The 12561-nt window shown below is 67.4% G+C and carries 11 protein-coding genes; 5 read left to right on the top strand and 6 right to left on the bottom strand.

Annotated features, from left to right (window positions below):
- Positions 1–122: 122 nt before the first annotated feature.
- The 5 genes from DFR41_RS15585 to DFR41_RS15605 are packed head-to-tail and all read right to left on the bottom strand — an operon-like array spanning position 123 to position 5961.
- Positions 123–2501, bottom strand: coding sequence for a GspE/PulE family protein (locus tag DFR41_RS15585; protein ID WP_114803391.1), 2379 nt, complete (start codon positions 2499–2501; stop codon positions 123–125).
- Between the two features lie 7 nt (positions 2502–2508).
- On the bottom strand, positions 2509–3321 hold the full coding sequence (locus DFR41_RS15590; RefSeq protein WP_114803392.1) for a PPK2 family polyphosphate kinase: 813 nt from the start codon (positions 3319–3321) through the stop codon (positions 2509–2511).
- Between the two features lie 24 nt (positions 3322–3345).
- A complete protein-coding gene (locus tag DFR41_RS15595) occupies positions 3346–3777 on the bottom strand; it encodes an RNA-binding S4 domain-containing protein (protein WP_114803393.1) in 432 nt (143 codons plus the stop codon).
- 53 nt (positions 3778–3830) lie between these two features.
- Positions 3831–5249 carry a sensor histidine kinase gene (locus DFR41_RS15600; RefSeq protein ID WP_043113330.1) on the bottom strand — a complete coding sequence of 473 codons (1419 nt, stop codon included), beginning with the start codon at positions 5247–5249 and terminating at the stop codon, positions 3831–3833.
- A gap of 28 nt (positions 5250–5277) precedes the next feature.
- On the bottom strand, positions 5278–5961 hold the full coding sequence (locus tag DFR41_RS15605; RefSeq protein WP_017762192.1) for a response regulator transcription factor: 684 nt from the start codon (positions 5959–5961) through the stop codon (positions 5278–5280).
- Positions 5962–6073: 112 nt separating this feature from the next.
- Between DFR41_RS15605 and DFR41_RS15610 the strand changes: the two genes are divergently transcribed.
- From DFR41_RS15610 to DFR41_RS15620, 3 genes are all read left to right on the top strand, one after another.
- Positions 6074–7033, top strand: a complete 960-nt coding sequence (locus DFR41_RS15610; RefSeq protein WP_017762190.1) for a Bug family tripartite tricarboxylate transporter substrate binding protein — start codon at positions 6074–6076, stop codon at positions 7031–7033.
- A gap of 70 nt (positions 7034–7103) precedes the next feature.
- Positions 7104–7646 carry a tripartite tricarboxylate transporter TctB family protein gene (locus DFR41_RS15615; RefSeq protein ID WP_114803394.1) on the top strand — a complete coding sequence of 181 codons (543 nt, stop codon included), beginning with the start codon at positions 7104–7106 and terminating at the stop codon, positions 7644–7646.
- 2 nt (positions 7647–7648) lie between these two features.
- A complete protein-coding gene (locus tag DFR41_RS15620) occupies positions 7649–9163 on the top strand; it encodes a tripartite tricarboxylate transporter permease (RefSeq protein ID WP_017762188.1) in 1515 nt (504 codons plus the stop codon).
- Positions 9164–9242: 79 nt separating this feature from the next.
- On the opposite strand, the gene DFR41_RS15625 is transcribed toward DFR41_RS15620, so the two are convergent.
- On the bottom strand, positions 9243–9473 hold the full coding sequence (locus DFR41_RS15625) for a hypothetical protein (protein ID WP_017762187.1): 231 nt from the start codon (positions 9471–9473) through the stop codon (positions 9243–9245).
- Between the two features lie 280 nt (positions 9474–9753).
- Here DFR41_RS15625 and clpS point away from each other — a divergent pair, with 280 nt between their 5' ends.
- Together clpS and clpA are read left to right on the top strand one after the other, a co-directional pair.
- Positions 9754–10119: an ATP-dependent Clp protease adapter ClpS gene (gene clpS / locus DFR41_RS15630; protein WP_043113328.1), complete on the top strand. Its 366-nt coding sequence runs from the start codon at positions 9754–9756 to the stop codon at positions 10117–10119.
- A 60-nt stretch (positions 10120–10179) separates the two neighbouring features.
- Positions 10180–12501: an ATP-dependent Clp protease ATP-binding subunit ClpA gene (gene clpA / locus DFR41_RS15635; protein WP_114803395.1), complete on the top strand. Its 2322-nt coding sequence runs from the start codon at positions 10180–10182 to the stop codon at positions 12499–12501.
- The last annotated feature ends 60 nt before the right edge of the window (positions 12502–12561 follow it).

Genomic DNA, 12561 nt, shown 5'->3' on the forward strand with positions numbered 1-12561 from the left:
TTGATCCGAATCGCCGTGGTCTCCCAGCCGCGAGAGCGCAAATGCGCCAGCAGCATCGGCACCATTTGGCGCAGCTTCGCCGCCACCGCACTGCCGGCCTGCGCCCATGGCGGCGCCTCGACTCAGCTGTTGCTGGTCGCTCTCACTTCCTCGATCGTGGTCTGTCCCGAAAGCACTTTCTCGATCCCGTCCTGGCGAAGTGTGCGCATGTCCTGCCGCACGGCCGTGGCGAGCAGCGCCTCGACGCGAGCACCACCCTGGATCAGTTCCCGCAGTTCGCGAGAAATCACCATTAATTCATGAAGCCCCACGCGGCCCTTGAAGCCTGTCTTCTCGCAGACCGGACAGCCGGGACTGTGGTGGAACTGGAGTTGGCCCTCGACGCCGTAGCGCGTGCGCCAACGGGCAAGCAAGGCCTCGCGGTCCTCCACATCTTGCGCAGCGCCATAGGCGTGGAGGTAATCGTGAACCAGTTCGTCGATTTCCGCGGGGGAAGCGGGCCTGCTGGTTCGACAGGATGGGCAGAGGCGCCGCACCAGACGCTGCGCCAGCACGGCCAACAGCGAATCGGCAAAGTTGAATGGATCCATGCCCATGTCGAGCAGACGCGTCACCGTCTCCGGGGCGCTGTTGGTGTGCAGGGTGGACAGCACCAAGTGCCCCGTGAGCGAGGCCTCGATCGACACCCGGGCCGTTTCCTCATCGCGGATTTCCCCGACCATGATCACGTCGGGATCTGCACGAAGAAAGGCGCGCAGTGCCCGTGCAAAAGTCCAGTCGATGCGTGCGTTCACCTGCACCTGGCGAAGACCCGTCTGGGTGATTTCGATCGGATCCTCAGCCGTCCAGATCTTGCGCTCGGGCGTGTTGATGTGGCTGAGCGCCGAGTGCAGCGTCGTGGTCTTGCCCGAGCCTGTCGGACCCACGCACAGCACCATGCCGTAAGGGCGTTCGATGGCGGCGCGCAGACGCTGGTAGTTGCTGTCGGTCAGTCCCAGCTTGTCGAGCGGCAGCGGCTTGGCCGAAGCCAGGATCCGCATCACCACGTCTTCGAGGCCGTTGTTGGTCGGAATCGTCGCGACACGCAGTTCGAGCCGGTGCTTGGGCGAAAAGCGCGCGAAGTTGATCTTGCCGTCCTGCGGCTTGCGCCGCTCGCTGATGTCCAGATCGGCCATGATCTTGATGCGGGCGATCACGGCGTTGCGGTAGTTGTGCGGCAGCTCCAGATAGGTCCGCAGAAGACCGTCCTTGCGGAAGCGGATGCGGATCTTCTCCTTGCCGGGATAGCTCTCGACGTGGATGTCGGACACCCCGCCGGTGAAGGCCTCCAGGATCATGCGGTTGATCATCCGCACGAGCGAGTTGTCGGACTGCTCGATCGGGCGGTCATCGTCCGATTCGAGGCCCGTCTGGTTCTCCTTTTCCAGCGATTCCAGCAGGCTGCTGGTATCGGTGGTCTCGAATTCCATCGCCTGTGCCTGGGAGGTCGTTGGCTTCGCCTCCGAGGCCGCGCCGATCTTGTCGTAGGCGGCGAACACGCAGGCCTCGAAGTCCTCGCATTGGCCGAGCACCGGCGCGATCTTCATCTGGGCGATGAACTCCGCCTCGTCCAAGGCGCCGTGGCGGTTGGCGGGGTCGTCCATCGCCACGACCAGCCGGCCATCCGCGACGATCAGTGGGAGCAGTTGCAGGCGCCGCGCCACGGCATGGCTCAGGCGAGTCAGCGCATCGGGCTCGGACTCGAAAGCCTGCAGATCCACGACCGGATACCCCATTTTGCGGGTGAGCGCGACCTTGAGGTCGGCGGCCGACACGGCTCCCATCCGCACCAGGAGTTCGCCCAGCGGCAGGCCGTTGTCCATCTGCCGCTGCGCCGCGAGGGCTTCGTTGAGCTGCTCCTCGTTGATCATGCCCAGCGATATGAGCGCTTCGCCGATACGCACGATCGGGGCGCTGGCCTGGCGCTGCAGCGCCTGAAGCAGTTCGCTGCGACGGGTGGCCACCTGGGACAGCGTGCCGCCCGCAGCGGCGGCGTCGGTCTCGATGCGCTCATAGGCGGCATGGGGCACGAAGAGCCGCCGGACGCGGCCTTCCTCGTCGCCCGGGAAAAGGAACACACCGAACGGCGTCTGCACATGGCCGGCGCTGCGACCGCCCAGTTCGCCGCCATCGCCTTTCCACACGATGCGGTAATCGGCCCACTCGACCGGGGTGTCGTCCAGAGGACGCAGCGGATCCAGCAGCAGCAGGGACCGGAACTGGTCGAAGCGCAGCGGCACAGGCGCACGTGTGCGCAGCAGATGGATGTGGACCAGCTGCGCGGAGGGCGAGAACAGGTTCATCACCCCTTCGCCGTGGCGGCCTGCCAGATTGCTGATCTCGCAGCGGACGGTGCTGGTGTTGGGAACGCGGAAATGGCCTTGGGGCGGCAGAGGCCACGCGAAGGTGTCGGGCGTGACGGCGTTGGCAGTAGGGGAGACGGGGAGGGCGGGATTCGACATGACCGAGTCACTGGACCTTCAAGCCCGCATAGGCCGGGTTGGCAGGCGCAAGGCTGATTTTCATGTCCCGCAGCACCTTGATGAGCAGCCGGGCAATCATCAGATTGCGATGGTTCTTGTGGTTGGCGGGCACGATGTACCAGGGGGCGTGCGCGGTGGAGGTGGCGGCGATCGCGTGTTCGTAGGCCTGCTGGTAGGCGTCCCACTTCTGGCGTGCAGCCAGGTCGCCCATGCTGAATTTCCAGTGCTTGCTCGGATCGTCCAGTCGGGCCTGGAGGCGTTTGCGCTGCTCCTCCTTGTCGATGTGCAGCATGCACTTGACCAGGACGGTGCCGGTCTCGGCCAGCAGTCGCTCGAAGTCATTGATCTGGGCATAGCGGCGGCGCAATTCGGCCTTGCCGATCCAGCCCTCCACCCAGGGGACGAGCACGTCCTCGTAGTGGCTGCGGTTCCACACGGCGATCTCGCCGGCCCGTGGCACGACCGCATGGCAGCGCCACAGGAAGTCGTGCGCGCGTTCCTCATCCGTGGGTGCCTTGAAGGCGGCGACGCGAACGCCCAGCGGAGAGGTGCGCGAGAACACCCAGCGGATGGTGCCGTCCTTGCCGCTCGTGTCCGTGCCCTGCAGCACCAGCAGCAGCTTGCGCCGCCCTTCCGCATGAAGCAGGTTCTGCCAGTGGTCGAGCTCGTCGGCGAGCAGTTCCAGCGACTCGCGCTGGTGATGTTCCTCGGCCGGCAGGAAGGGCGTTTCTCCAGGATCGATGTCGGCCAGACGGAAGGGGGCGTCGGGCTTGACGCGATAGTGCTTGAGCCGGGTCATCCGCCGAGCCTAACGCATGACCTGTCAGCGCCCCGCGCCGTCGTCGTCGACCGAGGCGCTCCAGCGATCCCCCCAGCCCACCTCGCGGGCGGTGTCGAGGTGGCGCCGGTCCCGTTTGGTGGGGCGGCCCTGCACGATCGCATGGGCGGGCTCGCGGGCCAGGCGTCGCTCTTCCCGCGCGGCCGAAAGGGCGGCGATGCTCTCCGCGGTCTCTTCGTAGAGCAGCTGCGCCACCGGCGCCGGCCCGCGTTGCATCGACAGTCCCCGCACCCGCACCGTGCGCGTGTCCGGCCCCTGACGCAGCTGCACGAGGTCGCCCGCCCGGACCTCGCGCGCTGGCTTGACCACATCGCCGTTGACCTGCACGCGGTGGCGGTCGACCTCCTCCGCGGCGAGCGAACGGGTCTTGTAGAAGCGAGCGGCCCACAGCCACTTGTCGATGCGCATGCGCTCCATGAGGATTGGAAGATTGAGATGGGTTTCAAGCAAACAGCGCCCGGTCGTTGCTGTCAATCAGACGTGGCCGGATTCGCGGCCGGCAACCGCACCTGCGCATCCAGTCCGACGACGCGGCCGTCCGCATCCAGGCGATTGTCCAGGTGGATGCTCCCGCCAAGTGTGAGCACGATCTCTCGGCAGATGGCCAGGCCGAGCCCGGAGCCGCGTGTTGTGTCGCCCGCCGCGAACGGGGCGAAGAGCCGCTGCCGGAGCTCGGGCGCAATGCCGGGGCCCGCATCGCGCACGCACAGGTTGACGGCGTCCACGCCATCCGGCGAGACCTGCACGGTGAGCATGCCGCCGCGCGGGCTGTGGCGGATCGCGTTATGGAGCAGGTTGCGGCTGAGTTCGAGCAGCATCCAGGCATGGGCTTCGACCCTGGCTGGGACCACGTCCAATTCGAAATCCAGCGCCTTGTCCGCGATCAGCGGCGAGACGTCCAGCGCCACCTGCCGCACCATCTCGGCCAGGTTCAGTTGCTGCAGTTCCGGCCGTTGGCGCAGCTGCTCGATCTTGGCCAGGGCGAGCATCTGGTTGGCCAGCTGGGTGGCACGGTCGACGGTGGCATCGATTTCGCGCAGCGCCTGCGCCGCGGGCACGTCGCCTCGGCGCGCGGATTGCACCTGGGCCTTGAGCACGGCCAGCGGCGTGCGCAGCTGGTGGGCGGCATCGCGCACGAAGCGCTTCTGGTGATCGAGCAGGCCGCGCAGACGCGCCATCACCGCCGTGGTGGCATCCACCAGCGGACGCAACTCGCGCGGCGCATCAGGTGCGTCGATGGGCGAGAGGTCGTCGGGCGCCCGCTCGGCGATGGCCTCGCCCAGCCGCCGCACGGGCCGGGTGGCCTGCTGGACGACAAAGACGGTCACGCTGGCCACCACCGCGACCAGCAGCAGCTGCCGCCACAGCATGTCGACGAGCAGGCGGCGCGCCAGCGCCTCGCGAAGCTCCAGTGTTTCTGCGACCTGGACGACGGCCATGCCCAGGCCGCGTGCACTGGCCACCGGCTGCAGCAGCACGGCCATGCGCACTGGTTGACCCCGGAATTCAGCGTCGTAGAAGTCCACAAGGGCGGCATAGGGAGGCTTGGCCGGCAGGATGCCGCGCCACAGGGGCAGTTCGGCGAAGCCCGAGATCATCTCGCCATGCGTCGTGGAGACGCGGTAGTACATGCGGCTCTGCGCATCGGCCTCGAAGGCCTCGAGTGCCGAGTAGGGCACGGTGGAGCGCAGCGAGGCCAGTTCGTCGTAGCCCTCGACGTCGAGCTGCTCGCCGATGGTCTTGGCCGAGGCGAGCAGCGTGCGGTCGTAGGCCGTGGTCGCCGCCGCCAGCGCCTGCCGGTAGACGCTCACGCTGTTGATGAGGATGAACAGCACCACCGGCGCCAGCAAGCCCAGCAGCAGCCGGAAACGCAACGAGCGCGGCCTCATGCGGGCGGCGCAGGGCGGTCACGCGCCATCAGCTGGCCTGCTCCTCGCGCAGCAGGTAGCCCAGCCCGCGCAGGGTCATGAGCGCGCAGCCCGTGCCCGCGAGCTTCTTGCGCAGCCGGTACACCACCACTTCGATGGCCTCGTACTGCACCTGGGTCTCGCCGGGAAAGACCAGCTCGAACAGCCGCTCCTTGGTCACCGCATGGCCCGGGCGGGCGGCCAGTGCGCGCAGCAAGGCGGCTTCGCGGGGAGTGAGCTCCAGCGCCTCGCCGCGCAGGTAGAAGGCGCCACTTGCCGGCTCCAGGCGCAATGCGCCGATCTCCACTGGTGCGACGGCGACGGCCGGATCGGCGGGCGAGCGCCGCCGCAAGGCGCGCAGGCGCGCTTCCAGCTCATCGAGATCGAAAGGCTTGGGCAGGTAGTCGTCTGCGCCGGCGTTCAGGCCCAGGATGCGATCGCCCACGGTGCCGCGGGCCGTGAGCATCAGCACGGGGGTGCGCAGGCCGCTGGCCCGTGCACGGGTGAGCACTTCCAGGCCATCCATGCCCGGCAGACTGAGATCCAGGGCGACCACGTCGGGCTCGATCGCCTGCCATTGGGCGAGCGCCTCGGCACCGTCGCCGCACACCCGGACATCGATCTGCCGGCGCCCCAGCGTGCGTTGCAGGGTGGACTGCATGGAGGGATCGTCTTCGACCAGCAGCAGCTTCATGAGGCTCCGGAGGCTCGGTGTTTACCCCGAGTGGCGCGACAGCCAACTGACAGCGGGGCCGCGCATCATAAGCCGCACCAAAACACTCATCGGAAGCAAGAAGGAGACCCCCATGCGCAGAGACGAGTTCCTCAAATCCCTGGCGGCGCTGGCCGCCGTGGGCGCCTTGCCGCTGTCCGCCCACGCGGCCACCAACGTCAAGATGATGATCCCCGCCAACCCGGGCGGCGGCTGGGACACCACCGGCCGCGCGTTAGGCAAGGCCATGATCGACGCCAAGGCCGCCGACACGGTCAGCTACGACAACAAGGGCGGCGCCGCCGGCGCGCTGGGCCTGGCCCAGTTCGTCAACGGCTCCAAGGGCGATGGCAATGCGCTGATGGTGATGGGCGCCGTGATGCTGGGCGGCATCATCACCGGCAAGCCGCCGGTCAACCTGTCGCAGGCCACGCCCATCGCCCGCATCACCAGCGAATACAACGTGTTCGTGCTGCCGGCCAACTCGCCCTTCAAGACCATGGCCGACGTGGTCGCCCAGCTCAAGAAGGACCCGGGCAGCGTCAAATGGGGCGGCGGCTCGCGCGGCTCCACCGAGCACATCGCCGCGGCCATGATCGCGCAGAAGGTGGGCGTCGATCCGTCCAAGATCAACTACGTCGCCTTCCGCGGGGGCGGCGAGGCCACGGCGGCCATTCTGGGCGGCAACGTCACCATCGGCGGCAGCGGCTACAGCGAGTTCGCGCCCTACATCGCCGACGGCAAGATGAAGCCGGTGGCCGTCACCTCGGCGCAGCGCCTGCAGAGCGTCAACGTGCCCACGCTCAAGGAACTGGGCATCGACGTCGAGATCGGCAACTGGCGCGGCGTCTACGGCGCGCCCGGCATCTCCGAAGAGCAGCGCAAGGCGCTGACCGAGCGCGTGCTGAAGGCCGTCAAGAGCGCCTCGTGGGCCGAAGCCCTCAAGAAGAACGACTGGACGCCCGCCGTGCTCACCGGCCCTGCCTTCGACAAGTTCGTGGACGACGAATTCGCCAGCCTGCGCGCCATCATGACGCGCTCCGGCATGGTCTGAACGCACTGCCTCGGCGCCCGCGCCGCCGCGCCGTCCTTCGGTGCCGCGGCGCAGCCGCATGGAGACCCGCATGATCGCTTCTTCCCCTTCCTCGCCGGACGCGCCCGCGCGCGCCAACACGATGCAGACCCTGGTGGGCCTGGGCGTCGTGCTCGTCGGCCTGGCCATGGCCTTCGGTGCCATCGGCATCTCCTCCGAAGCCGGCTACGGCGGCGTCGGCCCCAACTTCCTGCCCTGGCTGGTCTCCGCCGGCCTGACCATCTGCGGCGCCTGGATCACCTGGGAAGCACGCACAGGTGGCTTCCGCGCCATGGAGGGCGGTGACGGTCCGGCCGAGCCGGCGAACTGGCCCGGCTTCGTCTGGCTGTCCGCCGGCCTGCTGCTCAACGCCGCGCTCATCGAGCACCTGGGCTTCATCCTCAGCTGCGGCCTGTGCTACCTGCTCGCGGTGCAGGGCCTGCGCCGCGCCAGCGGCCAGCCAGCGGCGGGCAAGCCGCGCACCTGGGCCATCGACCTGGTCACCGGGCTCGTCATCGCGGCGCCCGTGTACTGGATGTTCACGCAATTCCTGGCGATCAACCTGCCGGGCCTCACCACCACGGGCTGGATCTGACCATGGACATCTTTGGCGCCCTGTTGCAGGGCTTCGCGCAGGCCATCACGGTCAGCAATCTCCTGTGGTGCCTGGTGGGCTGTGCCCTGGGCACGGCCGTGGGCGTGCTGCCGGGCATCGGCCCCGCGGTGGCGGTGGCCATGCTGCTGCCCATCACCGGCAAGGTCGACGTCACGGCGTCGATGATCTTCTTCGCCGGCATCTATTACGGCGCGATGTACGGCGGCTCGACCACCTCGATCCTGCTGAACACGCCGGGCGAAACGGCCAGCATGGTCACGGCCATGGAAGGCAACAAGATGGCCAAGAGCGGTCGCGCCGGTGCGGCCCTGGCGACGTCGGCCATCGGCTCCTTCGTGGCCGGCACCATCGCCACCATCGTGGTCACGCTGTTTGCGCCCTATGTGGCGGAGTTCGCCGTCAAGCTCGGTCCACCCGAGTACTTCATGCTGATGCTGCTGGCCTTCACCACCGTCAGTGCGGTGCTGGGCAAGAGCACGCTGCGCGGCATGACGGCGCTGCTGATCGGCCTGGCCGTGGGCTGCATCGGGCTCGACCAGATCTCGGGCCAGGGCCGCTACACCGGCGGCATTCCCGAACTGCTGGATGGCATCGAGATCGTGCTGGTGGCGGTGGGCCTGTTCGCCGTGGCCGAGGTGATCTACGCCGTGTTGTACGAAGGCCGCGTGGTCGAGACACAGAACACCATGAGCCGGGTGCACATGAGCGCCCGCGACTGGAAGCGCTCGATCCCGGCCTGGCTGCGGGGCACCGCCATCGGCGCGCCCTTCGGCTGCATTCCGGCCGGCGGCACCGAGATCCCGACCTTCCTGAGCTATGCCGCCGAGAAGAAGCTGACCAAGAATCCCGAGGACAAGGCGGAGTTCGGCACCACCGGCGCCATCGAGGGTGTGGCCGGGCCGGAGGCCGCCAACAACGCCACGGTGACGGCGGCGCTGATCCCGCTGCTGACGCTGGGCATCCCCACGTCGAACACCACGGCCATCCTGCTGGGTGCCTTCCAGAACTACGGCATCCAGCCCGGGCCACAGCTGTTCTCGACCTCGGCCGCGCTGGTGTGGGCGCTGATCGCCTCGCTTTACATCGGCAACATCATGCTGCTGGTGCTGAACCTGCCGATGGTGGGCCTGTGGGTGAAGCTGCTGAAAATCCCCAAGCCCCAGCTCTACGCCGGCATCCTGATCTTCGCGACGGTGGGCGCCTATGGCATGCGCCAGAGCTCCTTCGACCTGGTGCTGCTCTACGCCATCGGCGTGATCGGCGTGCTGATGCGGCGCTTCGACTTCCCGACGGCGCCGGTGGTGGTCGGCATGATCCTGGGGCCTCTGGCCGAGGCGCAACTGCGCAATGCCATGTCCATCGGCGAGGGCAGCGCGGTGATCTTCCTGCAGCGGCCCATGTCCGTGGCGCTGATCGTCGTCGTGCTGGCCGTTCTGGTGCTGCCGCGCGTGGCCAAGCGCCTGTCGGCCCGCAAGCTGCGGATGCAGACGGCCTGACACGCCATTGCCGCCGTCCTGGGCCCGTCACCTGCATCGGTGGCGGGCCTTTTTGTTGGGCGACCGGCCGGGGCCGCGGTCACGACAGCGGATCGACCTCCACCCAGCCTTCGATGCCTTCCAGCGTGCACACCTTCTGTGCGTCGAGGCGTACGCCTTCGTAGCGGTGCCAGAACACCGGGCGACCGTGAAGCGTGTGCGTCACGAGCAAGGCGCCGTCGGGGGAGTTCTCGATGCGAAAGCCGTCGAAAGGCAGGCGCTGGTCGGTCACCAGAGCGTCGGCCCAGGGAAGGATGGCGTGTGAGGTCATGGCGGGCTCCAGTGGCGCGTGTCGAGGCTTTTGGGGTGGCTTGCGTCATTCCTGTTCGGCGCCACCGTTGGTTGGGGCGCCGGCCCATTGTTGGGCGGCACGTGGTGGTCTGCCCGGGCCGCGCCGGGAAGCCGGGAGGCGCGCCCCGGCATCACGCTTTCTCCCGGATCGCCTGCTTGGCGGTCCGCAAGCAGGGCTCGGCGGCCCCTTTTTTGCGAGCAGGCCCCCTGCGGCGCGCTTGAATTCCGCCCTCACGCCACGAGTTCCAGTGCTCTATAGAATGAATTTCATGGCCACGAAAAATCCCTCGGCACCCCCTCCGGCGCCGGTTCGCCCCCAGAGGGACGACGGTGGCTCCGTGGTGGCAGAGCGGCGTCCGCAGCGGACGGCGCCCCCCCGGATGTACCAGGTCGTCATGCTCAACGACGACTACACCCCGATGGAATTCGTGGTGGTCGTCCTGCAGGAGTTCTTCAACAAGGACCGCGAGACGGCCACCCAGATCATGCTGAAGATTCATCTCGACGGCCGGGGCGTGTGCGGGGTCTACCCGCGCGATGTCGCGGCCACCAAGGTCAATCAAGTGATGGAAGCCGCCGTCCAGGCGGGCCACCCGCTCCAGTGCGTCAGTGAACCGGTTGAATAAACCGCGATCCGACCCATCTGAAGTCTTCAGAAGTATTCACAGCAAGGCAAAGGAAATCACATGATTGCCCAGGAACTGGAAGTCAGCCTGCACATGGCCTTCGTCGAGGCCAGGCAGCAACGCCATGAGTTCATCACCGTCGAGCACCTGCTGCTCGCCTTGCTGGACAACCCGAGCGCCGCCGAAGTGCTGCGAGCCTGCTCGGCCAACATCGACGACCTGCGTTCGTCGCTGACCAATTTCATCAAGGACAACACGCCCCAGGTCGCCGGCACCGACGACGTGGACACCCAGCCCACGCTGGGCTTCCAGCGCGTGATCCAGCGCGCCATCATGCACGTGCAGTCCACGGGCAATGGCAAGAAGGAAGTGACCGGCGCCAACGTGCTGGTCGCGATCTTCGGCGAGAAGGACTCGCACGCCGTCTACTACCTGCACCAGCAGGGCGTGACGCGGCTGGACGTGGTCAACTTCATCGCCCACGGCATCAAGAAGAGCGACCCGCCCGAGCAGCCCAAGAGTGGCGGCGAAGCGCCTTCCAGCGAAGGCGAGGAGGGCGGCACCGAGAAGAACGAGAAGGCCTCGCCGCTCGAGCAGTTCACCGTCAACCTCAACGCCCAGGCCAAGGATGGCAAGATCGATCCGCTGATCGGCCGCGAGTACGAGGTCGAGCGTGTCATCCAGATCCTGTGCCGTCGGCGCAAGAACAACCCGCTGCTGGTGGGTGAGGCCGGTGTGGGCAAGACGGCCATCGCCGAGGGCCTGGCCTGGCGCATCACGCAGGGCGACGTGCCCGAGATCCTGGCCGACTCGCAGGTCTATTCGCTCGACATGGGCGCGCTGCTGGCCGGCACCAAGTACCGCGGCGATTTCGAGCAGCGCCTGAAGGGCGTGCTCAAGTCGCTGAAGGAAAAGCCCAACGCGGTGCTGTTCATCGACGAGATCCACACGCTGATCGGCGCGGGCGCCGCCTCGGGTGGCACGCTGGATGCGTCCAACCTGCTCAAGCCGGCGCTGTCCAGCGGGCAGCTCAAGTGCATCGGCGCGACCACCTTCACCGAGTACCGCGGCATCTTCGAGAAGGACGCGGCCCTGTCGCGGCGCTTCCAGAAGGTGGACGTGGTCGAGCCGACCGTGGCCGAGACGGTGGAGATCCTCAAGGGCCTCAAGAGCCGCTTCGAAGAGCACCACAGCGTCAAGTACGCCACTGCGGCCCTGCAGGCAGCGGCCGAGCTGTCGGCCAAGTACATCAACGACCGCCACCTGCCCGACAAGGCCATCGACGTGATCGACGAGGCCGGCGCGGCCCAGCGCATCCTGGCGGCCAGCAAGCGCAAGAAGACCATCGGCAAGGCCGAGGTCGAGGAGATCGTGGCCAAAATCGCCCGGATTCCCCCGGCGAACGTCAGCAACGACGACCGCAGCAAGCTGCAGACCATCGAGCGCGACCTCAAGAGCGTGGTGTTCGGCCAGGACAAGGCGCTCGAAGTGCTCGCCTCCGCCGTCAAGATGTCCCGCTCGGGCCTGGGCAAGGGCGACAAGCCGATCGGCTCCTTCCTGTTCAGCGGCCCCACCGGCGTCGGCAAGACCGAGGCCGCCAAGCAGCTGGCCTACATCCTGGGCATCGAGCTGATCCGCTTCGACATGTCGGAGTACATGGAGCGCCATGCGGTGTCGCGCCTGATCGGTGCGCCTCCGGGCTACGTGGGCTTCGACCAGGGCGGTCTGCTGACCGAGGCCGTCACCAAGAAGCCGCATGCGGTGCTGCTGCTCGACGAGATCGAGAAGGCGCATCCGGACATCTTCAACGTGCTGCTGCAGGTGATGGACCACGGCACGCTGACGGACAACAACGGACGCAAGGCCGACTTCCGCAACATCATCATCATCATGACGACGAACGCGGGCGCCGAGACCATGAACAAGGCCACCATCGGGTTCACCAACCCGCGGCAGGCCGGCGACGAGATGGCCGACATCAAGCGCCTGTTCACGCCCGAGTTCCGCAACCGCCTGGACGCCATCGTCAACTTCAAGCCGCTGGACGAGCAGATCATCCTGCGCGTGGTCGACAAGTTCCTGCTGCAGCTGGAGACGCAGCTCGCCGAGAAGAAGGTGGAAGTCTCCTTCAGCGACAAGCTGCGCAAGCACCTGGCCAAGAAGGGCTTCGATCCGCTCATGGGTGCTCGCCCGATGCAGCGCCTGATCCAGGACACCATCCGCCGCGCGCTGGCCGACGAACTGCTGTTCGGCCGCCTGACCGACGGTGGCCGCCTGGAGGTTGACCTGGACGACAAGGACGAGGTGCAGTTGGACATCACGCCGCTGCCCAAGAAGGAAGGCAAGTCCAAGCCCGAGGCCGAGGAAGCGGCCGCCGGCTGATCGACCCACGCCACGCTGGCGTCCGCCCCCACGGGCGGTGCCACACAAGGCCGGTAGCAT

This window comes from Pseudacidovorax intermedius (assembly GCF_003350475.1).
In the GTDB taxonomy this organism is placed as follows: domain Bacteria; phylum Pseudomonadota; class Gammaproteobacteria; order Burkholderiales; family Burkholderiaceae_C; genus Xenophilus; species Xenophilus intermedius.